Below are 26,193 nucleotides of genomic sequence, written 5' to 3' on the forward strand. Positions count from 1 at the left end.
CCTACTGAGTCAAGTGTCCGGGACGCTTGACCTGATGACTCAACTGCGGGACGTGCGGGCCCAGTCGACGAGCACGGGGACACACTTCTCGGCGAAGTACTCGTAGTCGGCCCGGGTGTTGTAGACGTGGGCGGACACGCGCAGATAGCCGATGCCGTCGAAGCTGGTGAAGGCCGCCTCGACGGCGAGTTCGCGGGCCGCCCGGTCGCGCAGCGCGTCGGCGTCGATCCGGCTGCGCCCGAGGCCGTCGGGCAGCCGCACCAGGCGCATGCCGGGAACCGGCATCCCGACGTCGGCCCGGCTGTCCTCACCCGTGAGACGGGTGACGGCGGTGCCGATGACATGGGCGGCATGGTCCGCCAACCGGTCCATGTAACGGCGGGCGGCGGACCAGCCCCAGGCGCCTTCGACGAAGGCGAGGGACGTCGGCGCCGCCAGGTAGGACGTGGCGTCCAGGGTGCCCTGCTGGTCGAAGCGGTCGGGGTAGGGATCCTCCGCGCCCCAGGAGTCGATCAGCGGGTGGAGCAGGTCCCGCAGGGGCCCGCGGGCCACCAGGGCCGCGGTGCCGCGCGGGGCACAGCCCCATTTGTGCAGGTTGCCGGTCCAGAAGTCGTACGTCGCGTCGGCGAGCGGCGCGGCGAGCAGACCCGGCGCGTGCGCGCCGTCGACGAGCATCGGTACACCCCTGCGGCGTGCTTCCGCGCCGATCCGTTCGACCGGCAGCCGGCGCGCGGTCGCCGAGGTGATCTGGTCGACCACGACGAGGTCGGTGGCCTCGCCGATCTCGGCGACGACGGCCTCGTACGCCTCGCTGTCGTCCGCGCCGAGCGGCACCCGCGCCGTACGCACCCGGCCGCCCCAGCGGCGTGCCAGCCGCTCGGCTCCCATGGTGACGGCCCCGTAGCCGTGGTCCGTGACCACGATCTCCCCGCCGCGACGGCACGGAAGCGCGCTGTAGACCACACTGGCGCCGGCGCTGGCGTTGGGCACCAGGGCGAGGTCGCCGGCGTCGACGCGCAGGAACTCGGCGAGGTCGGTCCGGGTGGCGGCGAGCCGTCCCGGCAACTCCGGGAACCACACCACCGGCGCGCGCTCCATCTCGGCGCGCAGTTCCGCCTGCCGCTCCTGTGCCACCAGCGGCACGGCACCGAACGATCCGTGGTTCAGGTGCCGCAGCCCCGGGTCCAGCGACCACGCCTCGGCGGCGAGCCTGCCGTCGGGCAGCAGCAGGGGGTGCGGCGCGACGGCCACCTCGGTCTCGGTCACGTCAGCAGGCCTCCGGAAGCACGGGTGATCATCCGGCATCCTGACACGGCGGCCATCACCGCCCGCGCGCCGGGGCGGCCTCGCCGTCCGGCCTCCCGGAGGGGATTGCTCGCCTTACCCGTCGCCGGTCGGCGCGAGCTTTCCCAGGCCGGAGGCGTCCCGGACCGGGTGTCCGGTACGACGCCTCCCCGGGCCGGATGCCTCCCGGACCGGATGCCCGGCATGACGGCCTGATACGGCAGCCGTTCGCGGGGCAGCGCCCTCGGCAGACGGTTCTTCCCGTCTCCCTCTCAGCCCGGCGAGACATTCTCACCCTGACGAGATGCTCTCACTCTGTCGAGATGTCCTCACTCCGGTGAGATGCTCTCACCCCAGCGAAGCCTTCTCACTCCGCCGAGATGACCTCACCCCGGCGAGGCATTCTCACTCCGCCGAGATGTACTCACCCTGGCGAGATGTACTCACCCTGGCGAGATGTCCTCACCCGGGCGAGACGTCCTCACCCCGCCGAGACCTTCAGTCCACAGGCCACGTGTGCGCAGCCGCGTTCAGGTGCATGTAGTCCATGTACGTGGTGGTCATCCGGCGCAGCGCCTCCCGGCGGTCGGGTGTGCCGGTCTTCTCCAGGTGGTGGACCGTCTCCGCCTGCCAGAGGGCGCCATTGCGGGCGTCGACGCAGCGCTGCTCGATGATGCCCAGCATGGGCTCGCGCCAGGAGGCGTCCAGGCCGGCCAGCTCCAGGCCCCGGTGCGCCAGTGGCAGCAGGCGCCGCAACACCAGTTCCGTGACGGGCACTTCGCCCACTCCGGGCCAGTACAGACGGGCGTCGATGCCGTCGCGGGCGGCCGCGTGCAGGTTCTCCTCGGCGACCGCGAAGGACATCCGCGACCACACCGGGCGGTCCTCGTCCACCAGGGCACGGGTCAGGCCGTAGTAGAGGGCGGCGTTGGCGATGATGTCGGCCACGGTGGGGCCGGCGGGCAGGACGCGGTTCTCGATGCGCAGGTGCGGGCCGCTGTCGGTGACGGCGTAGACGGGGCGGTTCCAGCGGTAGATCGTGCCGTTGTGCAGGGTGAGTTCGCCCAGCTGCGGTACTCCGCCGGCGTCCAGGGTCTCCTGCGGGTCCTCGTCGTCGCACAGGGGCAGGAGCGCCGGGTAGTAGCGCACGTTCTCCTCGAACAGGTCGAAGACGCTGGTGATCCAGCGTTCTCCGAACCACACCCGCGGTCGTACCCCCTGGGCCTTGATCTCCTCGGGACGGGTGTCGGTGGCCTGCTCGAACAGGGGGATTCGGGTCTCGCGCCACAGTTCCCTCCCGAAGAGGAAGGGCGAGTTGGCGGCGAGGGCGATCTGGATGCCCGCGACGGCCTGGGCCGCGTTCCAGTAGTCCGCGAACTCCCTGGGGTCGACCTGCAGATGGAACTGGGTGCTGGTGCAGGCGGCCTCGGGGGTGATCGCGTCGGCGTACATCGAGAGGCGCTCCACGCCCTCCAGCCTGATCCGCAGGTCCTCGCCGCGTGCCGCGAAGATCTGCTCGTTCAGCAGCCGGTAGCGCGGGTCACCGGACAGGGACGCCTCGCCCACGTCCGCCTCCCCCAGCGTCGGCAGGATCCCGATCATGATGAGGTGGGCGCCCACCGTCGCGGCGCGGTCCTCGGCGTGGTTGAGCGCGTCGCGGATCGTCTGCTCCCAGGCACCGGGGCCACCGGAGGTCAGCTGCCGGGGCGGGATGTCGATCTCCAGGTTGAAGCGACCCAGCTCGCTCGACCAGGCGGGGTCGGCGATCGCCCGCAGCACCTCGGTGTTCCGCATCGCCGGCAGCCCGTCGTCGTCCACCAGGTTGAGCTCGATCTCCATGCCGACCTGGGGGCGCTCGCTCTCGAAGCCCGATCCGCGCAGCATCTGCGCCAGTGTGTCGAGACAGCTGTGCATCTTCTCGCGGTACCGGCGCCGGTCCTCCCGTGTGAACACTCGGGCCGGCACATCACGTCCCATCGGGCCCTCCCGAGTCCCCCCGGTGGATGCCTCAGTCCCCCCGGTGGATGCCTCCGCTCCCAGCGTCGCACCACACGGGCATCCAGGACACTCGTCGAGCCTCCGCCGACACGGCGCGCTCGACGCACGAGCGCAGAGTGACCGGCAAGAGGCGACGGGATTGGCATGGACCTGTTCATGATCAGTCGTTAAGCTCGGCCACGCACGCCTGAGAGCGCTCTCACCTGTCTGCTGTTCCACCCCCACGTCACTGGAACAACGAAGGGGCACTCCCTTGACACGCACAACAGCCATGCGCACCGCCCTGTCCGCGCTCCTGCTCCTCGGCACCTGGGCCACCTCGAACACCCTGCCCGCCTCCGCCGCGGACGCCTCGGCGCCCTCCCCGCAGGCACCGGCCTCCCCCGCCCTCGTCTCCGCCATGCAGCACGACCTGGGTCTGACCAGGGCACAGGCCGAGGCCCGCCTGGCAGCCGAGCGGACGGCGACCGCCGTGGAGCGCAGGGCCAAGCGGGCCGCCGGGTCGTCCTACGCCGGCTCCTGGTTCGACCCCGCGAGCGGCACCCTGACCGTCGCCGTCACCCGCGGCACGAACACCGACGCCGTACGCGCGACCGGCGCGACCGTGCGCCTCGTACAGCACAGCGCTCGGCAACTCGACGCGGCGAAGGCACACATCGACAAGCTGCCCGCCCCCGCGGGGGTCGCGAGCTGGTACGTCGACCCCGAGGCCGACGCGGTCGTGGTGAACGTCGTCGGCGCACGCCGCGCTGACAACGATGTCCGGGCCTTCCTGGCGCGGGCCCGCGCGGCGGGTCCCGTCCAGGTGCGGCAGACCCCGCACGCGCCCAGCACCCTCGCCGCCGGAACCGTGGGCGGCGATCCCTACTACACGGGCAACGTCCGCTGCTCCATCGGCTTCTCGGTGTACGGCGGCTTCGTCTCCGCCGGACACTGCGGCCAGCCCGGCGCCGCGGTGTACGGCTGGGACGGGTCGTACGTCGGCACCTTCCAGGGCTCCTCGTTCCCGGACAACGACTACTCGTGGGTGAGCGTCGGCAGCGGCTGGTGGACCGTGCCGGTGGTGCTCGGCTGGGGCACGGTCTCCGACCAGCTCGTCCGCGGTTCCGCCGAGGCCCCCGTCGGCGCGTCCATCTGCCGGTCGGGCTCCACGTCCCACTGGCACTGCGGCACCGTTTTGGCCAAGAACGAGACGGTCAACTACAGCCAGGGAACGGTCTACCAGCTCACGAAGACGAGCGTGTGCGCCGAACCCGGTGACTCCGGGGGCTCCTTCATCAGCGGCGACCAGGCGCAGGGCGTCACCTCGGGCGGCTGGGGCGACTGCACGTCCGGCGGCGAGACCTGGTACCAGCCGGTCAACGAGATCCTCAGCCGGTACGGGCTGACGCTCCACACGGCCTGATCCCGGGGCCGGGTGCACGACGCGCGACCGCCGCACGTTTCCCGTCCGCCGGCCGAGACGGCCCGGCCCCTCGGTCCGCGTCGTGCACCCGCGCTACGGCCCTTCGGCCGCCACGCCCAGTTCGGTCGCCGCGCGCACGGCGAACCAGACCTCGGTGAAGGCGGCAGTCGTGGACAGGTCCCGGCCGGTCACCTCGCCGAACCGGCGCAGCCGGTAGGCGAGGGTGTTGGGGTGGATGTGGAGGGCCGCGGCGGCGTCCTCGGTCCGGCGGTCGCGTTCCATCCAGGTGCGGACGGAGACCAGCAGCTGCGAGCCGTGCGCCTCGTCGTAGCGCAGGGCCTCACCGAGGACCTGCTCGACCAGCGCGGCCAGCAGCCGGCGGTCCTCCGGCAGCCAGCGTCCGGTCGCGTCCTCGCCGTAGTGGACGAGCGGCTTGCCCGCCTCCTCCGCACGTCCGGCCGCCCACTCCGCCTCCTGCCGGGCGACCCGCGGCGGCTCGCCCACGGTGAAGGGCCGGCTCACTCCGCAGACCGCGCCGGGCAGCTCGGCCAGGGCCTCGGTGAAGCCGGGTTCGGCCAGGACCAGGCGGTCCTCGCCACGGCGCAGGGTCAGATGCGGGTGGTCGGAGAGTGCACTGTCCAACTGCTCGTCGCGGGTGCGACGGACCACCGCGAGGACGACGGGCCGCTGCGCGGCCAGGCCGTGGTGGGCCAGCCGGCGCTGGGCGCCGGCCTGGTCGAGGGTGTCCTGGAGCAGCTCGGCGAGGGTCTCCGCCCCCTCCCGGCGGAGCACCTCGCGTTCCTGGCGCACCATCGCGAGGCGCAGGGCGGCGACCGTGGCCAGGTGCTGGACGACGGCCAGTCCGGCCGGGCGGGCGCCGGTCTGTTCCAGCGCGACCAGGTAGCCGGCCGCTCCGCCCGGGCCGAGGACGGGGAGGACGAAGCCGCCGGGCACGGTCGGCGGGGCGTCCGGGTCCTCCGGGAGCACCGAGAGGTCCTCGGGGGCGGCGACGCCGGGCAGCAGCGGGCGCCCCTGGGTGGTGCAGAGGAAGATCCGGTAGCCGCTGAGCTGCTCCAGGCGGGCGAAGAGCGCGGGGATGTCCAGGTTCTCCTCGGCCATCCAGCGCAGCGCGCCGAAGACCTGGAGCTGGGCGCCGAGCCGCTCGGCGGACTTCTCGCTGACGGCGGCGGCGACCTCCTGCGCGATGGTGACGAACGGAACGGTGAGCGGCACCTCCAGCACCGGGAAGCCGCGTTCCTCGGCCGCGGTGAGGAAGGCCTGCCGCAGCGGAGGGGTCCGCAGCTGGGTGCTGAGCACCAGCGCCGCGACGCCCGCGTCGTCGAGCCGCTCCAGGTAGCGGCGCTGGGCCTCGGCGCCGCGGGGCACGGCGAGGCCGACGGTCATGATGACCTCCGAGCCGGCGAGCCAGGGGGTGGGGTCCTCCAGTTCGCTGACGTGTGCCCAGGAGACCGTACGGCCCAGTCCGCCGCCGCCCGCGAGCAGGCGCATCTGCAGCGCCGGGAAGGACAGCAGGTCGCGGACGGTGAGGGCGGAACGAGTCGATGCTTTGTGGTCGGACACAAGACCACTGTAGTTCTTCGTGCCGTCAACAATTGACCGCATGGGTCGCCGCTTCGCAGACTGAGACATCCCCCGCTTCCGGAACCATTCACTCCGGGCCGGGGCCATTCTCTCCCGGCGGTGCGCTTCCGGGCTCGACAGGAAGGTGCCCGATGACGACCGAGCCTCGTGGACCCGTGGATTCCTCCCGTGTCCCCCGCTACGCGGGACCGGCGACCTTCGCCCGGCTGCCGCGTCTGGACGAGGTGGCGCGGGCGGACATCGCCGTGGTCGGCGTCCCCTTCGACACGGGCGTCTCCTACCGGCCCGGTGCCCGGTTCGCCCCGGCCGCGGTCCGCGAGGCGTCCCGGCTGCTGCGCCCGTACCACCCGGGCCTCGACGTGTCGCCGTTCGCGGCGGCGCAGGTCGCCGACGCCGGCGACATCCCGGTGAACCCGTTCGACATCAACGAGGCGATCGAGACCGTCGAGGAGGAGGCGGGCCGGCTCCAGTCCGAGGGGACGAAGCTGGTCACCATCGGCGGCGACCACACCATCGCCCTGCCGCTGCTGCGCGCCGTGTCCAAGCGGCACGGCCCGGTCGCCGTCCTCCACTTCGACGCGCACCTCGACACCTGGGACACCTACTTCGGCGCCGAGTACACCCACGGCACCCCGTTCCGCCGCGCCGTCGAGGAGGGCATCGTCGACACCGAGGCGCTCAGCCACGTCGGCACCCGCGGCCCCCTGTACGGCAAGCGGGACCTGGAGGAGGACCGCCGCCTCGGCTTCGGCATCGTCACCTCCTCCGACGTGCTGCGCCGGGGCGTCGACGAGACCGTGGACGCGCTGCGGCAGCGCATCGGCGACCGCCCCCTGTACGTGTCCGTGGACATCGACGTCCTGGACCCTGCGCACGCTCCCGGCACGGGCACCCCCGAGGCCGGCGGCATGACCTCGCGCGAGCTGCTGGAGATCCTTCGCGGCCTGGCGGGACTCAATCTGGTCGGCGGCGACATCGTCGAGGTGGCTCCCGCCTACGACCACGCGGACATCACCTCCTTCGCCGCGTCCCATGTCGCCTACGACCTGATCAGCCTGTTGACCCTGGACTCCGCCGTCCCCCGCGAGGAGCAGAGATGACCACCAGCCCCCACGGCGAGCAGCACGACGCCCCGGCGCTGACCGAGATCGAGACGTACGGCGTCGAGCGCATCCCCGACGCCGACCGCACCGCCCGACCGCTGGACCTGTTCCGGGTCGCCTTCGGCGGCGCGAACACCTTCGCCACCTGCGTCCTCGGCGCCTTCCCGATCCTGTTCGGGCTGTCCTTCTGGCAGGGCCTGGCCGCCACCGGCCTCGGGCTGGCCGTCGGCGCGCTGATCCTCGCGCCGCTGGCCGTGTTCGGGCCGCTGAACGGCACCAACAACTCGGTGTCCTCCTCCGCCCACCTGGGCGTGCACGGCCGGGTCGTCGGTTCCTTCCTCTCCCTGCTGACCGCGGTCGCGTTCTTCTCCATCTCCGTGTGGTCCTCCGGCGACGCCCTCGTCGGCGGCGCGCACCGGATGTTCCACCTGCCGACCAACGAGGGTGTGTACGCGCTCGCGTACGGGCTGTTCGCGGCGCTGGTGCTGACCGTGTGCATCTACGGCTTCCGGTTCATGCTCTTCGTGAACAAGATCGCGGTCGCCGCCGCCTCGCTGCTCTTCGTCCTCGGCCTGATCGCGTTCGGGGGCGACTTCGACCCCGGCTACCAGGGCAGCTTCCACTCGCTGAGCACGCCCGGCTTCTGGCCGGCGTTCATCGGCTCCGCGCTGATCGTGCTGTCCAACCCGGTCTCGTTCGGGGCGTTCCTCGGCGACTGGGCCCGCTACATCCCGGCCGACACCCCGCGCCGCCGGGTCATGGGCGCGGCCTTCCTCTCCCAGGTCGCGACGATCCTGCCGTTCTTCTTCGGCCTGGCGACCGCCTCGATCATCGCCGCGAAGGCGGGGAAGTTCCTCGACCCGAGCGCCCCGGACTACGTGGGCGGTCTGCTGGCCGTCTCGCCCTCCTGGTACTTCCTGCCCGTCTGTCTGCTCGCGCTGATCGGCGGCATGTCCACGGGCACCACCTCGCTCTACGGCACCGGCCTCGACTTCGCCAGCGTCTTCCCCCGGTTCAGCCGGGTGCAGGCCACGGTGTTCATCGGCGTCCTGTCGATCTCCTTCATCTTCGTCGGCCGGTTCGCCGCCAACCTGACCCAGTCCATCTCCACCTTCGCGACGCTGATCATCGTCTGCACCGCGCCGTGGATGGTCATCATGACCCTGGGCTTCCTCACCCGCCGCGGCTGGTACGACCCCGACTCGCTGCAGGTCTTCAACCGCCGTCAGCGAGGCGGACGGTACTGGTTCACGCACGGCTGGAACTGGCGCGGTATGGCCGCCTGGCTGGCCTCCGCCCTGCTCGCGGTCCAGTTCGTCAACCTGCCCGGCCAGTTCGTCGGTTCCCTGGGCGACCTCGCGGGCGGGGTGGACATCTCCCTGCCGGTCGGGCTCGGCCTGGCCGCGATCAGCTACCTCGCGCTGCTGTGGCTGTTCCCCGAGCCCCGTGCCGTCTTCGGTCCCGAAGGCCCGCGGCTGGTGCGCGCCGTCGACACTCCGGTGCCGCCGATCATCGGCGCCGACGGCGCGCCCGTCAGCGTCCCCGAGCCGGCCGAGGTGTGAGCGGGATGCGCCTGATCGACCTGTCCGTGCCCCTGCGCACCGGCATGCCGGTCTACCCCGGGGACCCGGAGGTGGACATCCGTCCGGCGCTCACCGCCGCCCAGGACGGCGTCAACGTCCTGCATCTCCGGCTGGGTTCGCAGTCCGGCACCCACGTGGACGCCCCCTCCCACATCGAGGACGGCCTGCCCGCGCTGGACCAGCTGCCGCTGGACCGTTTCGACGGCCCCGCCCACGTCGTCGACGCCCGGGGCCTGCCGCCCCGGGCGGCCATCGGCGTGGACCTGCTCGCCCATGTCCCCGCGGGCCGGATCGTGCTGCTGGCCACCGGCTGGTCGGCCCACTGGGGCACCGACGCCTACCACGACCACCCCTACCTGACCGAGGAGGCGGCCGCCCTCCTCGTCGCCCGTGGCGTGTACACCGTCGGCATCGACGCGCTGAGCGTCGACCCCACCCCCGGCGAGACCCTTCCCGCCCACCGCATCCTGTGCGGCGCCGACGCCGTCATCGCCGAGAACCTCACCAACCTCGCCGAGGTCCTCGACGCCCAGCACGCCGGCCACGACGTCCACGTCAGCCTCTTCCCCCTTCACCTGCCCGGCGCGGACGGCGCACCCGTCCGCGCCGTGGCCCGGATCTCGGAGCCGCAGCCATGAGCAACGACCACGGTCACGACAACGACCACGACACCGTCCTCGCCGCGGCCGACGCGCTGATCGCCGCCTTCGCCGAAGGCCGCACCGACGACTACTTCGACGCCTTCGCGGCCGATGCCAGCTTCGTCTTCCACACCACCGGCAAGCGTCTGGACTCCACCCAGGAGTACCGCGATCTGTGGCGCACCTGGAGCGAGGAGGACGACTTCCGCGTCCTCGCCTGCGACTCGAAGGACCGCCTGCTCCAACTCTTCGGCGACACCGCCGTGTTCACCCACTCGGTGACCACCCGCGTCTCCACCAGGGCCGGGGAGGAGACGGTGCACGAGCGCGAGACCATCGTCTTCCACCGCACCGGGGACGACAACTGGCTCGCCGTCCACGAGCACCTGTCGCCCGACCCGGCGACGGCGGCTGCCTGACCCTGCGGCCACCCACTGCGGGAAGCGGGGGCGCGCCGGGCGTCGACCGGCTTCACGGGGCTTCGCGGTCGTCTGCCCGAGCCGCCTCCACGGCGACGGGCAGACCGGCAGACCATGAAACGCCCCCTCTTCCGCGAGAAGGCGGTGCCCGCACCGCCCCGCCCGTCCTCGCTCACGCCGACGACGCGCGAGTTCGAAGGACTTCGTCAGTTCCACGGATCTCCCCTTCGCGCAGGTCGACGTGGGGCGATGCTTCTGTTCGGCAGACACGCGGCGCCTCAACTGTGAGCATCCACACCTCCTTCACCATTGCGCCGGCCGTCCCGACCCGGCAGAGTGTTCCAACTGCCGGACCCCGCAGGCGAGTTGTCCCCGCCAGTCGCAGCAGGGCGGCACGGACGAACCGAAAGGGAAGCACGTGAGTCGGAACTCGGTCCGGGGACTGGCGGTGGTCTCGGCCACGGCGGTCACCGCTGTCGGAAGCGTTGTCGGAGTCGCCTCGGCCAACACCGCGGCGCCGTCGCACGGCGCGGAGGCGACGGCAACGGACGCGACGCTTCTGGCGGACATACCCGTCGGCCGGCAGGCCCAGGTGCAGACCGCGTCCCTCACGCAGCAGGCCGACACCCAGGCCATCGCCGCCGACGCGAGCGCCCGCAAGGACGCGGAGGAAGCCGCCCGCAAGGCCGCCGCCAAGACCGCGATCGAGAAGAAGGCGGCCGCCGCGAAGGCGAAGGCCACCGCCTCTCACGACGCCTCCGTATTCGCCGTGCAGAGCACCTACACCGTCGCGCAGATCCAGGCGATAGCGCGGCAGATGATGTCGGGCGACCAGTACCAGTGCTTCAGCAACATCGTGGAGCACGAGTCCACCTGGAACTACCGCGCGGTCAACCCCTCCTCCGGCGCCTACGGCCTCGTCCAGGCGCTGCCCGGGTCCAAGATGGCCTCCGTCGGCGCCGACTGGCAGACCAACCCGGCCACCCAGATCAAGTGGGGCCTCGGCTACATGAACTCCGTCTATGGCAGCCCCTGCCAGGCCTGGGCGTTCTGGCAGGTCCACCACGCCTACTGAGAGCCCCCGCTAGTCGGCAGCGGCGGACCGCGAGTCGGCCGCACGTCGCGCCGGGAGAACGGAACGTCGCCGGACGACGGCGACTCCGACGGCCGTAAGAACCACCAGGGCGATGGCCGGGCCGCCCAGTGTGAGTATCCGTTGGAGGGACGTGGCCGCGGCGTACCCGGCACCGGCTTCGGCGGTGGCCCACAGTCCGGCGGCCACGACGCTGTAGGGGGCGATGCGGCGGTAAGGCAGGCGGGTGGCGCCGGCGAAGTGCGGAGCCAGCGTGCGGACCACGGGCACGAAACGGGCGAGGAGAACGGCCCGTCCACCATGCCGGGTCATCAGTGTCTCGGCGCGTCGCCAGGCCGCTTCCGGAACGCGCCCTCCGATGCCGTCCACCCGCAGCCGTTCGCCGAGGAACCGGCCGGTGCGATACCCGGCGAAGTCACCGACGACCACGGCGGACGCCGCGATCGCGATGACGAGGAACAGACTGATGTGACCACCACGGGCCAGCGCGCCTGCGGTCAGCAGCAGGGTGAGCGTGGGGACGAAGGCTCCGACCAGCAGAACCGACTCGGCGAGCACGGCCGCGGCGACCACCGCGTACGCCGCGACCGGAGAGAGGTGGTCGAGGATGTCGGACAGGGCGTTCACCGTCGTGCTCCGTCCGGCAGCGGCTGGTGGACCCGGTCGGCGGCGGCGATGGGGCGCTGCAGGTGCCAGGCGTGGGCCGGTGGCAGGTTGGCCCAGACGGTCCACCGGCCGATGGCGTAGCGCCGCTGGTAGGAGGCCATGACCTGGTCGACGGCGGCATGTCTGCGAGCCTCGGCCCGGGCAGCCGTCAGCGCTCGGGCCCTGCGCGTACCGAGGTAGGCGAAGTAGGTGAGAACGCCGCCGGGGTGCAGGAGTTCCAGGTACCGGGACATGATCCGCTCCACCTGCTGCGGGGCGAAGTTGGTCAGCGGCAGCCCGGAGACGATCACGTCGTAGCGCGCGTCGGTGTCGAGGTCCTCGACGAAGGTCTCGTGCACGCTCACGTGCCCGGCCCTGCCGACCATGTCCGGGTGGCCGTCGACGAGGTGCCGGATGCGCTCGGCGAAGCGTGGGTTGGCCTCGACGATGTCCAGGCGGCTGCCCCGGGGCAGCTGGGGTATCAGGGCGCGTGTGACCGCGCCGGTGCCGGCGCCGACTTCGAGAACGTTCAGCGGGCCGCCCGTCCGCGACCTCAGGGGTTCGGTGAGAGCATGCGCCAGGGCCGTGCCGCTGGGGGCGACGGCGCCGGTGGTGTGCAGATCACGGGCCGCTTCGACGAGGAACGTCCAGCGTTCGGCGTGGCGCTGCGCCGGAAAGCGCGGGCGGGGGGTGGTCCGGTTGTCCATGACTGCGACGCTAGAAATCAGGGCCCGTCGCGGGATCCGCCGATCTGCCACCGTCTCCCGCTACGAAAGTAGGGGGTCGCCGTACCCGACGGGCGAGGGGCCCGACCGGCCGGTCCTGCCTAGGATCGCCGGTGTGAGCAGGACAGAGGGCCGCAGGTGGGCGTCGTACGGGCGGGTGGCGCTGGTGACGCTGTGCGTCCTGGCAGCCGCGTTCAACACGGCGGTGCTGGACAGCCGTGCGTTTCTGGCCCCGGTGACCGCCACGGCCGTGGTGTGCGGGGCCGCCCTGCTGGTGCCCCGGTGGCGCTGGCCGGTGGCGCCGCTGCTGGTGACGGCGGCCACGGCATGGTGGGGCTGGCCCCTGTTGCCTCTTCTGGTGCTCGCGCTCTTCTCTCTGGCGGTGGACGGCCGGGCCCGGATCGCGGCCTGCTGCGCCGTGGCCGCGGTGAGCCTGAATCTGCTCAGCTACCGGGCCACCTCGCTGTGGACCGCGCAGAGTTACGCGTCCACGCTGCTCCTGCCGTCCCTGGCCGTGGTGATCGGCATGTGGCTGGGCGGCCGGCGGCGGCTGGTGGAGGCCATGGCGGCGGACGTCGAGCATCTGCGGGTCGAGGCGCGGCTGCGTGAGGAGGCGGCGCGATCGGCGGAACGGTCCCGGATCGCCGCCGAGATGCACGACGTCCTGGCCCACCGCCTCAGCCTGATCGCCCTGCACTCCGGTGTTCTGGTCACCCGCAGCGCCTCGCTGCCGTCGCCGGTCGCCGAGCGGCTCGGTCTGCTGCGCGCCACGTCCGTCGAGGCTCTCGCCGACCTCAGGGACGTGCTCGGGGCGCTGCGCGAGACCGACGCCCCCGTGCTCACCCCCGTCATACGCGAAGTGGACGAGCTGGTCGAGGACGCGCGCGCGGCCGGTCAGCACGTCGAGCTGATCTCCACGGGGCGGCCCGGGGAGGCCCCCACCACCCATCGCCTGGCCGTGTACCGGCTTGTCCAGGAGGCGCTGACCAATGCCCGCAAGCACGCCGCCGGCGCGCAGGTCACGGTCCGAGTCGGCTACGGCCCGCCGGTCACCCTCGTCGAGGTCACCAACACTCCGGGCACCCCCCGCACGGACACCGCCGGCTCCGGATACGGGCTGATCGGCCTGCGCGAACGCGTCACGGCCCTCGGCGGCACCCTCTCCGCGGGCCCGGCCGGCGCGGGAGCCTGGCGACTGGCCGCCCGGATCCCCCACCCCACCGAGACCGAGCAGAACGGCACCCGCACATGATCCGCGTCATGATCGTCGACGACGACGCCCTGGTCCGCCTGGGCCTGGCCGACCTGCTCGCCGACGACCCGGGCATCGAGGTGGTCGCGCAGGCCGCCGACGGGCTCCAGGCGATCGAACTGGCCACGGCCCATGACGTCGACGTCGCCCTGGTCGACGTACGGATGCCCCGGATGGACGGCATCGCCGCCACCATCCGCCTGCGGGCACTCCCCCGCGCGCCGAAGGTCGTCATCCTGACGACCTTCGACCTCGACGAGTACGTCTACGACGCGCTCGCGGCGGGCGCCGACGGCTTCCTGCTCAAGGACACCGACCCGGACGAGATCCTGCGAGCCGTGCACCTGGTGGCCGCGGGCTCCGCCATGCTCCACCCGTCCGCGGCCCGCCGCCTCATCGACCGCTATCACGCCACGACCCGCAGCGGCACCACAGCGGCCCAGGCGCGGCTGGACCGGCTCACCCCGCGCGAACGCGACGTCCTCGCCCTGCTCGCCCAGGGCGACACCAACGCCGACATCGCAGCCCGCCTCGCGATGCGGGAGAGCACCGTCAAGGCGCATGTGAGCCGCATCCTGACCGCGCTGGAGGTCACCAACCGGGTCCAGGCCGCACTGCTCGCCCGCGACGCCGGGCTCGGCGCCTGACCGCGTCGGCGCATACCCGGCTCACGCTGTCACAAGCCTTTCGAAGAAGAACTCGTGCTTGAGGAAGGACGTCTCGTGTTCCGCCCCCGGGTACGGCGGGATGAGCTGGGCGGCCTGGAAGAGGCGCCAGCCGTCCTGCAGCGCGGCGACGCCCGTCTCGTACGGCGGCAGGTCGCTGTCCCCGGTGGTGGGCCGGGTCGCGCCGGTGCCGTCGTAGCGGGCCCAGCCGACGACCGGGGAGTCGAGGGCGGAGGTGCTCAGATACAGGACGAGGACCTGCTGCCGCACGGTGTTCGAGCTGGTCACGGGTGGCTCCTCTGCGCGGGCCGGTTGGAGATCCGGGTGGCCCAGTACTCGATGTCGAAGTCGGGGTCGGCGGAGAGCAGACGCCAGAGCCTGATCCGGTTGTGGATCTCCAGCCGGCCGGTCGCCGGTTCGTACCAGGGGAAGGTGCGTGACAACTCCTCGCGCACAGCCGCCTCGTGCAGGTCCGCGGTGTCCCACAGCCGCACCTGCGGCACGGTCGGGTTGAAACGGATCTTGTACATGTGGCGGACGGTGTCGCTGTCGTTGCGCCGGCCGCCGTGCCAGATCCCGTGGTGCAACAGGACCACCGTGCCCGCCGGGCAGGTCAGCCGGGTCTGGCCGCGCAGGTTCTGGTAGCGGCCGGTGTCGGACTCGTTGGTCCGGCGCAGATGGCTGCCCGGGACGACGAGCGTGCCGCCCATGTCCGCGGTGACCTCCTGCGGGTAGTACATGAGCTGCACGTCGAAGGCGTCGGCCCGCAGGTCGATGAGGGCGTCGGCGTGCAGCGGCTGCGCGCTGCCCCCGCGCGGTTCACGCGTGTGCACGAAATGGTGGTCGACGGTCGGGTTCGGGCCCACCAGGCTCTCCAACGCGCCCGCGACGGCAGGGAGTTCGACGAGCCGACGGGCGAGGGTTCCCTCGGGGAACGCCTTCGGCACAGGAGTGCCGTACGGCACGGCGGGCACCCCGGCGTCGAAGACGCCGAGCGCCTCCTGGTTGAGTTCCCGGGGCACGACGCCGTCCAGGCGCAGGAATCCATGGGCCACGAACCGCGCCACCTGGGCAGAACTCAGCAGTTCTCGTGTGGTTGGCATACGGCAACCGTAGAAGGAGGCATACGGGAAGTCGTGGGCTGTAAACGGCGACCGCTGGTATTTTTCCGCCATGACGCATTCCGTGGAGCTGGCCCTCGATCTGCCTCCGCAGGTGGCGAACGCGGGCGTGGGCGTCCACGGACACGCCGGACCGCACGACGTGTTCCGGCTGCCGCGGCTGTGGCAGCTCCATCTGTACGGCTACTCCGGCACCCTCGAGTTCGGCGGTTTCCGGCATCCGATCCGCCCCGGGCACGTGAGCCTCGTGCCGCCCGACACCGAGGTGCACTTCCACTACGACACCACGCCCTGCGAGCACCTGTACGCCCACTTCGTGCTGCCGGGCGAGGGTGAGCGCCACCGCGTCCCGGTGATGCAGGACGCGGGTGCGGACGCCGCGGTGCTCGGCGAACTGCTGCGGCAGACGGTCGCGGCCGGCCCTCAGTCCCCGGCTCGGGCAGCCGCCGAGCTCTGGACGGTGCTGTGGCGCACGACCGGTCTGGCAGGCACCTCCGCACAGCGCGAGGGGTCGTCCCGGCACCCCGCCCTGCGGACGGCCATGGCCCACATCGAGGAGCACCTGGCCGACCCGCTGGAGGTCCCGGACATCGCCCGTACCGCCGGGATCTCGCACACCCAGCTCACGCGCCTGTTCCGCAAGGACACCGGGCTCACGGTGGTCGGCTACATCCGGCGGCGCCGTATGGAACGGGCCCGGCACCTCCTGGTCGCCTCGACGCTCGCCATCCCGGCGATCGCCGCGACCGTCGGCATCCCCGACCTCCAGGCGTTCAACAAGACCTGCCACCGAGAACTGGGTGCCTCACCGAGGGCCGTCCGGCAGACGGCACGCCGATGAGATACGACTGTTCAGCGAGGGATTCCCGTCTACGGAGTCAGCTCCGCCTTCGCGCAAGCGGCCCGGAGCTGCGGTGTGCAGATCTGGGCGACGGTGTACACACCGTCCTTGACGAGGGTCTGCCTGACGTTGGCGGTCGTCACGGCGACCGGGGTGAGAAGCACGGACGGGATGTCGCGGTTGGTGGGGCTGTCGGTCGTCGTCGTGGCGATGTCGTGCAGTTTCTCGCCGCGGCCCAGTGCGACGGCCATGGCAGCGGCTGCTTCCGCTTCCGCGCGGAAGGATTTGTACACCGTCATGGACTGCTCGCCGTTGATGACCCGCTGTACCGCGTCGAGGTCGGCGTCCTGGCCGGTGACCGGTGGAAGGCTCCTGACGTGGGCACTCTTGAGTGCGGAGATGACCCCTGCGGCCATGGCGTCGTTGGCGGCCAGGACGCCGTCGATCCGGTCCGGGCCCAGGGCCGCGATGGCGGCGGACATGTTGGCGTTCGCGTTGTCCGTGCTCCAGCCCTGGGTGTCGTAGGAACGGCCGATCCTCACCTTGCCGCGCAGGACGGACAGTGCGCCCCTCTTGTACCAGGCGGCGTTGGGGCTGGTCGGGTCGCCGTTCATCATGACGATGGTCCTGTCCTTGGCCGGGGCGCGCACGGCCTTGAGGAGGGCCTGGCCCTGCAGTGTGCCGACCTGGACACCGTCGAAGCTGACGTAGCCCGAGATCGGGCCGTCGGCGAGCCTGTCGTAGGCGACGACGGGGACGCCCGCGTTGTGCGCCTCCTGGACGGCGGAGCGCTGGGCCCTGTTGTCGGTCGCGCCGAGGATGAGGACCCTGACCCCCTTGGTGATCATGGCGGTCATCTGTTGCCGCTGGGCCGTCGAATCGTCGTCGGCGTTGGCATAGGCGACGCTGCAGTGCGGGCAGAGCTGTTTCACTCGTTGCTCGATCAGCGGCTTGTCGGAGTTCTCCCAGCGTGGCACCACCCGGCTCGGCAGCAGCAGGCCGACGGTGAAACTGTCCGCGGTGGTTTTCCCGTCGCTTGTGCAGGCGGCCGAGGGCGTGACCAATAGGCCCGCGACGAGCGCGCCGACGACATACCGCGTCCGAGACGTCACCTTGAGGCTACGGCACGTCATGACCGGCCCCCGTCCTTGCGTCCGGTTCGGGTTTTCCGGCCTGGGCACTGCCGTCGTGAGGCATTTCCGCCTCCGTCTCCCGTCCGTGCCGGGTACCGGCCTGCGGCCACCGGGCACTCCCCCTCACCAGAATCACATAGCGAGTCAAACCGGACAGATGGGCATCACGCCGGTCGCGCGGCACCGAGTTCGCAGTTCACGATGGCCGGTGCCACACTGGCGAAGTGGTCGTTTTGCCGCTTTCGCCCGCTCCGGGCGGATGCAGGCCACGACCCCGCCCCGCTCCGGTGGGCCACGCCGCTGCACCGCGGTCGCAGCCGCACGGCTCCAGGGAGGAGGGAGGCCTCGCGTATGAATGCGTGCGTCCGGGACACCGCCCTTGCCCGGGCCGTGGTCGCGACGGAGCGCCGCACCGGGCAGCCGCTGGAGCGCCTGGCCCCAAGCGTCCCGATCAGTGCGGGCCCCTGGTGTCACTGTCCAGCGACCGGCGACAGACTGTCGCCACCGCCCGCTCGCTTCCCGGCGATCCGCGCGTCCTCCTTCTCGACGAAACGGCCACGGCGCCGGGGTTCGAACAGACCACCGACGTTGTCCCGAGCACCACCTCCCAGGAGCAGACCATCTCCTCCATCACGGGCGCCACGGACCACGCGCCCCGCCGGCCGGCGCACCGCGACGCCGGGTGGTGAAAGGGATGCGTGACATGCCGGACGAGACGCGGGCCGGGCCCGCAGCAGCCCGTCAGCCCCGCGCCAGGCGCGCCGTCACCCGCGCCGCGGCGGGCTGGACCGCCGCAATGCGGCGCAGCCTGAGCGGCGGTGAGCTGGGCAGCCTTCCCGTCACCCTCGTTCTCGCCGCGGTCTGGATCGTCTTCCAGTGCATCAACTCCGCTTTCCTCTCGCCCCGCAATCTGTCCAACCTCAGCGTGGACATCGTGGGTACGGGCCTCATCGCGGTCGGAATCGTCTTCGTGCTGCTGCTCGGTGAACTCGACCTGTCGGTCGGCTCGATCAGCGGGTTCGCCGCCGCGGTCTTCGCCGTGCTCAGCGTCAACCAGGGCGTGCCGGAATGGCTCGCCCTGATCGCCGCCGTCCTGACGGGCACCGCGGCGGGAACCGTCCAGGGGTACTCCGTCGCCAGAACCCGGGTGCCGGCCTTCGTGGTCACCCTCGCCGGGCTGCTGACGTGGAACGGCCTCATGCTCGCCGTCCTCGGCACCAGCGGCACCGTCAATCTCGACGAGAACGGGCTCATCGCCCACCTGACCAGCTACTACTTCACCAACGCCGGCGTCGCCTACGCGGTGGCGGCGCTCGCCACCGCCCTGGTCTTCCTCGACTCCTACCTGAACAGGCGCCGCCGCAGGGCCGTCGGCATGCCGCACCGCCCGCTGCGCACCATCGGGGTCCGCACAGGAGTGGTGGCGGTGATCGCGTTCGCCGCCGCCTACCTGCTGAACCAGTTCCAGGGCCTGCCGCTGGCTCTGCTGATCTTCCTCGCCGTGGTGGCGGGCCTCGACATCATGCTCCGGCGCACGTCCTACGGTCGGCGGATCTACGCCCTGGGGGGCAGCGTCGAGGCAGCCCGTCGCGCCGGCCTCGGCGTGACCGGCATACAGACGGCCGTACTCGCGGTCTCCGGCACCCTGGCGGCGACCGGCGGCCTGTTCCTGGCCTCGCGCATCACGTCGGTGAGCCAGAACTCCGGCTCGGGTGTCCTGCTGCTCAACGCCATCGCTGCGGCCGTGATCGGTGGCACCAGCCTGTTCGGAGGCCGCGGCACGACCTGGTCCGCGGTGCTCGGCATACTGGTCATCCAGTCGATCGCCTCGGGCATGGCCCTCACCGACACGCCCAACGCCGTCCAGCTGGTGATCACGGGCGGCGTGCTCTTCGCCGCGGTGGTCATCGACTCACTGTCCCGGCACACACAGCAGGCGCACCGGCGCGCCTGACGCCCGGTGCGTATAGACATACAAGGGTAAAGAACTGGATATAATTGAAATTTGGTGTCGGTCGGTGTGACATCGACTCGGGAAGTACCGATGAGGTTCAGATCCGTCCTCTACTCCACCGCCTCCGGCCTCTCTGCGCTGGTGTTGCTCAGCGCGTGCAACGGCGCCGGCACCACGGCCACGTCGAGCGGCGGCAAGCCGCTGGTCGGCGTCGACTACCCGCGCTCCGACACCGACTTCTGGAACGCGTACATCGCATACACGCCGGAGTACGCCAAGGCACTCGGCCTCTCGCTCAAGACCACGAACTCGCAGAACGATGTCGGCAAACTCGCCGCCAACACCCAGACGCTCATCCTCCAGGGCGTCAAGGGCATCGCGATGGCCCCGCAGAGCACCTTTGCCATCGCGCCGATCCTGGCGCAGTTGCGGGCGGCGAAGATCCCGGTCGTCACCATCGACACCCGCCCCGACGCCGGCAGGGTCTACATGGTGGTCCGCGCCGACAACCGCGCCTACGGCGAGAAGGCATGCAAGTACCTGGGCACCAAGCTGGGCGGCGAGGGCAAGGTCGTGATGCTCCAGGGCGATCTCGCGTCGATCAACGGCCGCGACCGCACCGAGGGGTTCGACGACTGCATGAAGAAGAACTACCCGGGCGTCCAGGTGTTCGGCGAGACCACCAACTGGGACGGCGCCGAGGCCGCACAGAAACTCCAGACCGACCTGACAGCCCACCCGGACATCAAGGGCATCTACATGCAGGCCAGCTTCGCCCTGTCCGGCACGCTCCAGGTGCTCAAGCAGGAAGGGCTGCTGACCGGCCCGAAGAACAAGAAACACGTGTTCGTCGTCTCCAACGACGGCACCCCCAGGGAACTCCAGAACATCTCCGACGGCAACATCGACGCCACCGTGTCCCAGCCGGCCGACCTCTACGCCAAGTACGCCCTGTACTACCTGAAGGCCGCAATCGACGGGAAGACGTTCAAGCCCGGCAGGACCGACCACGACAGCACCATCGTGCGGGTCCGCGACGGAATTCTGGAGGACCAGCTCTCCGCCCCGCTCGTCACCGCCGACGGCGGCACGTACGGCGGCGTCCCCAGCCTCAAGAGCACCGACACCTCCCTGTGGGGCAACAGCCGCGACTGACACCGCGCTGCGAGGAAGGCGAGGACGCGGCTGCCTCGGACATGAGTGGCCCCCACGTCATCAGTGGTGGGCGAGGTGTGCCGGGTGGTCGCGGCCGACCGTCAGCCGGGCCGGGCGGTAGGTGACGTAGGCCGCCCCGTCGAGTTCGAGGGCGGTGGCGGACCGCTGGAGCGCGTCCGGGGTCGCGGCGTCGTCCCAGCGGCCGGTGCTGACGCGGTGTTCGAGCGCGTGCAGGGCGGCCACGGTCTCCGCGGTCGTGAACGTGCAGTGGCCCTGCCGCTCGACGAACGCCTGCCGCAGCAGCGCGCCGTCGCCGGAGGCGCGCACGCGGGCGGCGAAGCGGTTCTCCTGCTGTACCGGAACCAGGTTGTCGCCGGTGGTGTGGATGTCGAGCAGGGGCACTTCGAGTCCCTGGCCCGCGGAGGACGTCCGCCGCGCGGTACGGACGGCGGCGGGATCGGCGGTGATCACGGCGCCCTCGGTCAGCTCGCGCAGGTCGGCCCGCAGATCAAGGCCGGCCGCCCGGTAGAGGGCGTGTACCTGGGGTGCGTGTTCGGAGTCGGCGAGCAGGCCGGCGTAGTCCACACCGCGGTTCCAGGAGTTGTCGCCGCCGACGGACTGCTCCATGGCGTACCGGCCGCCCTCGACGAACGACAGGATGCCCTGCGCGAACCAGTCGTACTGCTGCTCCTCCTGTCCCGCCCAGTCGGTGGCGGCGGGCCGGTCCTTTCCGGGCGACCAGGCGGGCAGGTTGAGGAAGGCGGCGGCCAGCGCGACCCGGGCCCGGCCCTGCGGGGTGGCCTGCGCGGCCGCGACGGCGTCGGTGAGCTGTTCGGCGGTGGCGGCCGCGTCGGCGGAGGAGCCGAAGTGGATGAGCTTCACCGCCTGCTCCGGCAGAAGCAGCCGGGCGATCGTGTACTCGGCGTCGAGCTGGTAGTTGTCCAGATCGGTACCGCCCGCGACCAGACCGCACTGGCCGAGCGCGCCGTCGATACGCCCGCCGCCGTCCCGCGCGATCTGCGCGTTGACGAGCCCACCCATGGACTGCCCGATGGCCAGGGTGCGCCGCGGTTCGCCGATCTCCGCGGTGACGGCGTCGAGCGTGGCGAACTGGTCGCGTTCGGCACTGTTCAGGGCCCACATCGAGCCGTTGGGGTCGTACGACGACCCGGCCATCGCATAGCCCTCGCCGAGCAACTCGGTGCGTACGGCGTCGGTGGGGGCGTCCCTGGCGACGGTGGGGCCGAAACCGTGGCTGAACAGCAGCAGGGTGCCGTTCCAGTTCTGGGGTACGTCCGCCACCCAGGTGGCGCCGTCGGAGAGACTGCCGGTGAGGTGGCCGGCGGTGGCCGTGTCCGCCTGGGCGGTCGGCATCGGGAGCGCGGCGAGAGCCGCGGACGTCAGCGTGGCCAGAGCGGCCAGAGCGGTGCGCAGACTGGTGCGGCGCGTACGGGGACGGGTGCTGGCAGGCATGAGGGGGCTCCCTGGGGGGCGGCTGCGGAGCGGGCGCGCGAACAGATACTCAGTGCACGGAACCAAGACGCCGAGGAATGTAGTGCTCAATTCTTGCGGCAGTCAATGGACTGCACAACATTACTGAAGGTGCCGTGTCGGAGCGCGGCAGCCTGATGGACACAGTGACCAACGTGGCATCACGTCAGGCTCCGGCATGCAGATACGCCGCCCAGACCTCGATCGGCGAGGTGCGGCGCAAGTGCAGGACGGCTCGGTGCAGGGCGTCGGCCGCGGTGTCGTAGGCCAGGCGGCCGTCGACGGTCAGGTTGGCGTAGAACCGGCCGGCCAGCTCCGCGGCAGAGCGGTCCAGCACCGACCACATGGTGCCCACGGTGTGCCGATAGCCGGCGATCTGGCAGCTCAGCGCGAGATGGAGGGGATCGTCGGGGACGCCGGTTCCTGTCGTCGCGCTCTCACACGACGACAGGAAGGCGAGGTCCCCGCCGTGCAGCCGCAGGCTCGTCAGCGGAAGGGCGGTCAGTTCGCCGTCGGCGAGCCGGATCGCCGCCAGTCCGGGATTCAGCAGGTCCTGCTTGCTGTGTCCGATGAAGTGCCAGCAGCGATGCCGTGTCAGTCGCCCGGTGACGGCGTCCTGGGTCGCGTCGGCGGCCCGGAGGATCTCCGGGGGGCGCGGGCAGGCTGCGGCGACCGCCGCGATCTCCTCCTCGGCGTGGGCCAGCGGGCGCAGTCCCGGCACCCGGGGCACCGAGGCGACCAGGACAGGGCCGTCGCCGTCCGCCGCCGGCGGGCGTGGCCGACGTGCGGTCGCCAGCGCGCGCAGGGTGGGGGTGTACGACGCGATCACCCGGTCCGGCACACCGTCGTCCCGGCCGAGGCCGGCGTCGTAGCGTTGGGCGGCGTGCAGCGGCAGCAGGGCGAGCGGGCCTGTCGGGCACCACCACAGCCTGGGCCGGTCGTGCTCGCGCGGCGCCAGCTCCAGTGCGTCCAGCACCGGCGCGGCCACGGTCTGCCAGAGCCACGCGCACACCTCGGCGAGCCGTTCGGAGACCCGGTGGCGGCCGGCCCCGGTGCGGCTGTCCGCGGTGCGCATCGCGCGGAGGGTGCGCAGGTGCAGATCGACGGCACGTGCCAGGTGGTCGAGGGTCAGCCCGGGGAGGGGAACGACGCGTACGCCGTCCCCGGTCAGCGCCAGCGCGTCGGACCGGTAGCGGCTGACGTTGACCAGGACGACCGGGCCCCGGCCGCCGTCGGTGCCGGTGAGCAGTTCGCCGACGGCGGGTGCCCGGGCGAAGCGTGCCATGCCGTCCAGCGCACGGATCTGTCCCACCACGTCGTCGAGTTCGGCCGCCAGAGGCTTCCCGTCGTCGGGCGGCTCCCGTACGGCGGACCGGTCCAGATGGCGGACCGTGCCGCTGCCGGAACGGCGGGACCACTGACGCGAGCGCCGGGTGTCGAGCCGCTCCCGCAGCCGCTCGAACCGCTCGGCCAGGTCCGGGGCGGTCCGGTACAGCGCCATCACCTCGCTCGCCGGGTAGAACATGGCGTCGAGCAGCACTCCACGTCCCTGTTCGACCAGTTCCACGGCGCGCAGCGGATCGGCGCCGGGGCAGGCGAGCAGACAGGCGGCGGCGTCGCGGCCCAGGCCGGCGAAGACGGTGAGGACGTACTCCTGGTCACCGCGGTCCAGCCGGGCGAACGGCAGCAGCGGCAGCAGGGCGAGGGCCCGTTCGAAGCCGTCGACCGCGGCCGGCCACCGCTGTGCCGAGGCGGCGGCCCGCCCGTGTTCGAGGGCGGCCTCGGCGCGCAGCATGGGTGACGCCGCCGTGATCCGCTCCGCGTCGGTGAACGCGGTGAGGGCCAGGGACAGTTCGGCGTCGTCGTGGGTGCGCTCGTACCGAGCCGTCCGGGCCAGTCCGAGGTTGTAGAGCGACAGGGCGCGTTCCGGTGTGCCGGGCGGCAGGGCGTCCGCTTCGCCGACCAGCAGGGTGAGGGCTTCGGCCAGGTCGCTGTCGTCGACGCTCAGGTCCTCCTGGTGGCTCAGCAGGAGGTCCGCGGCGAGATTGCCCCGGCAGGCGGCCCCGGTCGGCGCACCGGGTGGCAGGACCCGTACGGCACGGCGTCCGGCTTCGACGGCCTGTCGCAGATGGACTCCGGCATACGGTACGGCGCCACGACGGGCGGCGAAGTGCTGTTCGCGCCGGACGCGGGCGAGGGTCTGGAGGTAGAGGTGCAGGTCGGGGTCCTGTTCGGCGGCGGTGTCCACGGCCTCCTGCGCGGTCTCGATCGCCTCGGCCAGCACCCCCGGTTCGGCCGTGTGCTCGTGCAGCAGACCCAGCGCGACGGCGGCGTTCGACAGGTGGCCGGGCCGCCGGGCGTCGTCGGAGGCGGTGACCCGCAGCGCCTCGCGGTGGTGGCGCACCGCCTCCGTCAGCACCGTGAGGTCCTTGACCGCCTCGTACTCAGCGGCCAGGCACAGGCCCAGGCAGGAGAGGGCGCCGCCGCGACCGGGCCGCCCCGGCGTCGACCCGGCGACCGCCGCACGGGCGTGCGTGATCGCCTCGTCGAGCAGTTCGGGCGTCCCGGTCCGGTCGAACTGGTCGGCGAGGGTGTTGGCCAGGTTGGTGAGGCAGTCGGGCAGGTCCGCGGCGCTCTCGCCGGCCAGCCGTACCGCCGTGCGTCCGGCCGTCAGCGCGTCGTCCAGGTCGGCCGGTGGACCGCCGTGCGCGAAGGACATGCGCAGCGCGCTCGTCAGGCTGGAGTGGATCCGGACCCGAAGGAGCGTGCCGGCCGCCGTCCGCGCGGCCGCCCGCAGATGGCCGACGGCCTTCGGGACCAGGCCCGGTTCGCCGGTGAGTTCGGCCAGTGTGAGCAGGGCGTTGGCCAGGGCCAGCAGGACACTGGCGTGCTCCTCGCCGTCCTCGGTGTTCGCGGGGTCGGCCAGGGCGTGGGTCAGCAGGTCCCCGGCCTCGCGGGCGTCGCCCGCCGTGCCGGTCCGGGTGGCCCGGGCGTCCAGGGAGATGGCCAGGCGCATTCCGCGCAGGAGGAGCCCGGACTCACCGTCGGGCGTGCTCTCGACCGTGGTGCGGAGCAGCGTGATCGCCTCGTCGAGGAACGCGCGGTCCCCGGTGTGTTCGTACGAGGCGTGCAGGGCCGCGCCCAAGTCCTGCTCCACCGCGCGCCGTTCCGCGCTTCCCGCAGCCGTGACGGAGACCGCCTCGCGCAGCACACGCAGCCCCTCGGAGACCGCCTCGGGGTGGTGCTCGGCCTCGTCACGCAGCAGCAGGGCGGTACCGAAAGCGTGCAACACCCCTGTGCGCGGGGGCAGTTCATCGGCGAGGTCACGGTAGATGCCGATGCCCTCGTCCAGGGCGGCCGTCCAGTCGGCGGCCGACGCGACCCCGCACAGCGCCTCGGCCAGCGCGAACCGTGCCATGGGCCGCACCTCGTCGGAAGCCTCCGTCGCCGCCCTGCGGGCCACGTCGAAGGACCGGTCGAGGGACTCAGCACCGGGTGTCCTCGAATCCGCCGACGTCTCCAGCGCGTTGCCGAGCCGTACGATCAGCGCGGGCAGATCACCGGACCCGCGCGGAGCGTCGGCGACGGCCCGGGCCATGCACTGCACGGCTTCGTCAACGCCGGCTTCGGTGCCGGTAGTTGTCGCGTGCGCCAGCAGGAGCGCGTCCGCGAGGGCGCACAGGGCGTCGCACCACCACTCCTCGTCCGCCGACAGCCCGGCGAGGGCGCGGCGGGCCGCACCGACGGCCTCGGCCGCCTCGGACGGGTCGTCGGACAAAGACAGTTCGAGGCGCTGCTGGAGCAACAGGCTGAGATTCAGGGAGAAGTGACGGCGGGCCCGTTCGGACGCGGTGATCCTGATCGCCCGCCGCAGGAGGCGCTCGGCGCGGCTCAGCCGTCTGCGCGCGGAGCGCCCCTCGGCCCGCACCATCCAGCCGGCGGCGCGGTCGTTCGCATACGCGGCGAGGCGGTTGCGCAGTCGGCACCCCGCCCGGCGGATCAGGGCGCCGGGGAATCGGGACACGTCCGGTGTGTCACGGTCGCTGACCATGGGGACATTGTCGAGGGGGCGACACGAACGCG

22 protein-coding genes are annotated in these 26,193 nt (G+C 71.9%); 12 read left to right on the forward strand and 10 right to left on the reverse strand.

Annotation, left to right across the window (positions count from 1 at the left end):
* Window positions 1-39 precede the first annotated feature (39 nt).
* Both AB0D85_RS08650 and AB0D85_RS08655 read right to left on the reverse strand, forming a co-directional pair.
* Window positions 40-1,266, reverse strand: coding sequence for an aminotransferase class V-fold PLP-dependent enzyme (locus AB0D85_RS08650; RefSeq protein ID WP_362315702.1), 1,227 nt, complete (start codon window positions 1,264-1,266; stop codon window positions 40-42).
* Window positions 1,267-1,782: 516 nt separating this feature from the next.
* On the reverse strand, window positions 1,783-3,261 hold the full coding sequence (locus AB0D85_RS08655; protein ID WP_362315705.1) for a glutamate--cysteine ligase: 1,479 nt from the start codon (window positions 3,259-3,261) through the stop codon (window positions 1,783-1,785).
* A gap of 292 nt (window positions 3,262-3,553) precedes the next feature.
* Between AB0D85_RS08655 and AB0D85_RS08660 the strand changes: the two genes are divergently transcribed.
* A complete protein-coding gene (locus AB0D85_RS08660; protein ID WP_362316608.1) occupies window positions 3,554-4,687 on the forward strand; it encodes a S1 family peptidase in 1,134 nt (377 codons plus the stop codon).
* Between the two features lie 93 nt (window positions 4,688-4,780).
* Here AB0D85_RS08660 and AB0D85_RS08665 read toward each other — a convergent pair whose 3' ends face one another.
* Window positions 4,781-6,268 (reverse strand): PucR family transcriptional regulator, encoded by a 1,488-nt coding sequence (locus tag AB0D85_RS08665; protein ID WP_362315707.1) that lies wholly within the window; start codon window positions 6,266-6,268, stop codon window positions 4,781-4,783.
* A gap of 152 nt (window positions 6,269-6,420) precedes the next feature.
* Between AB0D85_RS08665 and speB the strand changes: the two genes are divergently transcribed.
* The 5 genes from speB (at window position 6,421) to AB0D85_RS08690 (ending at window position 11,110) form a co-directional block, all read left to right on the forward strand.
* Window positions 6,421-7,389 (forward strand): agmatinase, encoded by a 969-nt coding sequence (gene speB / locus AB0D85_RS08670; protein ID WP_355724108.1) that lies wholly within the window; start codon window positions 6,421-6,423, stop codon window positions 7,387-7,389.
* Window positions 7,386-8,954 (forward strand): cytosine permease, encoded by a 1,569-nt coding sequence (locus AB0D85_RS08675; RefSeq protein WP_362315711.1) that lies wholly within the window; start codon window positions 7,386-7,388, stop codon window positions 8,952-8,954. Before speB ends, AB0D85_RS08675 begins: the two co-directional genes overlap by 4 nt.
* 5 nt (window positions 8,955-8,959) lie before the next feature.
* Window positions 8,960-9,613 carry a cyclase family protein gene (locus tag AB0D85_RS08680; RefSeq protein WP_362315714.1) on the forward strand — a complete coding sequence of 218 codons (654 nt, stop codon included), beginning with the start codon at window positions 8,960-8,962 and terminating at the stop codon, window positions 9,611-9,613.
* Window positions 9,610-10,035 (forward strand): nuclear transport factor 2 family protein, encoded by a 426-nt coding sequence (locus AB0D85_RS08685; RefSeq protein WP_362315717.1) that lies wholly within the window; start codon window positions 9,610-9,612, stop codon window positions 10,033-10,035. Before AB0D85_RS08680 ends, AB0D85_RS08685 begins: the two co-directional genes overlap by 4 nt.
* Before the next feature lie 418 nt (window positions 10,036-10,453).
* Window positions 10,454-11,110 carry a transglycosylase SLT domain-containing protein gene (locus AB0D85_RS08690; protein ID WP_362315720.1) on the forward strand — a complete coding sequence of 219 codons (657 nt, stop codon included), beginning with the start codon at window positions 10,454-10,456 and terminating at the stop codon, window positions 11,108-11,110.
* 9 nt (window positions 11,111-11,119) lie between these two features.
* Here AB0D85_RS08690 and AB0D85_RS08695 read toward each other — a convergent pair whose 3' ends face one another.
* The gene (locus AB0D85_RS08695; protein ID WP_362315723.1) at window positions 11,120-11,755 is read right to left on the reverse strand and encodes a VTT domain-containing protein; all 636 of its coding nucleotides are present in this window, start codon (window positions 11,753-11,755) and stop codon (window positions 11,120-11,122) included.
* Window positions 11,752-12,480 (reverse strand): methyltransferase domain-containing protein, encoded by a 729-nt coding sequence (locus AB0D85_RS08700; RefSeq protein ID WP_362315726.1) that lies wholly within the window; start codon window positions 12,478-12,480, stop codon window positions 11,752-11,754. Before AB0D85_RS08700 ends, AB0D85_RS08695 begins: the two co-directional genes overlap by 4 nt.
* Before the next feature lie 133 nt (window positions 12,481-12,613).
* Here AB0D85_RS08700 and AB0D85_RS08705 point away from each other — a divergent pair, with 133 nt between their 5' ends.
* Window positions 12,614-13,750, forward strand: a complete 1,137-nt coding sequence (locus AB0D85_RS08705; RefSeq protein WP_362315729.1) for a histidine kinase — start codon at window positions 12,614-12,616, stop codon at window positions 13,748-13,750.
* The gene (locus AB0D85_RS08710) at window positions 13,747-14,397 is read left to right on the forward strand and encodes a response regulator transcription factor (protein ID WP_362315732.1); all 651 of its coding nucleotides are present in this window, start codon (window positions 13,747-13,749) and stop codon (window positions 14,395-14,397) included. The genes AB0D85_RS08705 and AB0D85_RS08710 overlap by 4 nt, the downstream gene beginning before the upstream one ends.
* A 21-nt stretch (window positions 14,398-14,418) precedes the next feature.
* On the opposite strand, the gene AB0D85_RS08715 is transcribed toward AB0D85_RS08710, so the two are convergent.
* Both AB0D85_RS08715 and AB0D85_RS08720 read right to left on the reverse strand, forming a co-directional pair.
* Window positions 14,419-14,703, reverse strand: coding sequence for a hypothetical protein (locus AB0D85_RS08715; RefSeq protein ID WP_362315735.1), 285 nt, complete (start codon window positions 14,701-14,703; stop codon window positions 14,419-14,421).
* A complete protein-coding gene (locus AB0D85_RS08720) occupies window positions 14,700-15,518 on the reverse strand; it encodes a phytanoyl-CoA dioxygenase family protein (protein WP_362315738.1) in 819 nt (272 codons plus the stop codon). The genes AB0D85_RS08715 and AB0D85_RS08720 overlap by 4 nt, the downstream gene beginning before the upstream one ends.
* 70 nt (window positions 15,519-15,588) lie before the next feature.
* On the opposite strand from AB0D85_RS08720, the gene AB0D85_RS08725 reads away from it, so the two are divergent.
* Window positions 15,589-16,377 carry an AraC family transcriptional regulator gene (locus tag AB0D85_RS08725; RefSeq protein WP_362315740.1) on the forward strand — a complete coding sequence of 263 codons (789 nt, stop codon included), beginning with the start codon at window positions 15,589-15,591 and terminating at the stop codon, window positions 16,375-16,377.
* Between the two features lie 29 nt (window positions 16,378-16,406).
* Here the strand turns inward: AB0D85_RS08725 and AB0D85_RS08730 are convergent, their stop codons facing one another.
* Window positions 16,407-17,489: a substrate-binding domain-containing protein gene (locus AB0D85_RS08730; RefSeq protein WP_362315743.1), complete on the reverse strand. Its 1,083-nt coding sequence runs from the start codon at window positions 17,487-17,489 to the stop codon at window positions 16,407-16,409.
* Between the two features lie 488 nt (window positions 17,490-17,977).
* Here AB0D85_RS08730 and AB0D85_RS08735 point away from each other — a divergent pair, with 488 nt between their 5' ends.
* From AB0D85_RS08735 to AB0D85_RS08745, 3 genes are all read left to right on the forward strand, one after another.
* Window positions 17,978-18,199: a hypothetical protein gene (locus tag AB0D85_RS08735; RefSeq protein ID WP_362315746.1), complete on the forward strand. Its 222-nt coding sequence runs from the start codon at window positions 17,978-17,980 to the stop codon at window positions 18,197-18,199.
* Between the two features lie 14 nt (window positions 18,200-18,213).
* Window positions 18,214-19,464, forward strand: coding sequence for a sugar ABC transporter permease (locus tag AB0D85_RS08740; RefSeq protein ID WP_362315749.1), 1,251 nt, complete (start codon window positions 18,214-18,216; stop codon window positions 19,462-19,464).
* Window positions 19,465-19,554: 90 nt separating this feature from the next.
* Window positions 19,555-20,619: a sugar ABC transporter substrate-binding protein gene (locus AB0D85_RS08745; RefSeq protein ID WP_362315752.1), complete on the forward strand. Its 1,065-nt coding sequence runs from the start codon at window positions 19,555-19,557 to the stop codon at window positions 20,617-20,619.
* A gap of 60 nt (window positions 20,620-20,679) precedes the next feature.
* On the opposite strand, the gene AB0D85_RS08750 is transcribed toward AB0D85_RS08745, so the two are convergent.
* Both AB0D85_RS08750 and AB0D85_RS08755 read right to left on the reverse strand, forming a co-directional pair.
* The gene (locus AB0D85_RS08750; protein WP_362315755.1) at window positions 20,680-22,092 is read right to left on the reverse strand and encodes an alpha/beta hydrolase; all 1,413 of its coding nucleotides are present in this window, start codon (window positions 22,090-22,092) and stop codon (window positions 20,680-20,682) included.
* Window positions 22,093-22,276: 184 nt separating this feature from the next.
* Entirely contained in the window at window positions 22,277-26,161 is a 3,885-nt protein-coding gene (locus AB0D85_RS08755) for a CHAT domain-containing protein (protein ID WP_362315758.1), read from the reverse strand.
* Between the last annotated feature and the right edge of the window lie 32 nt (window positions 26,162-26,193).

Origin of the sequence: Streptomyces sp. NPDC048277 (genome assembly GCF_040652235.1) — a bacterium.
GTDB lineage: Bacteria > Actinomycetota > Actinomycetes > Streptomycetales > Streptomycetaceae > Streptomyces.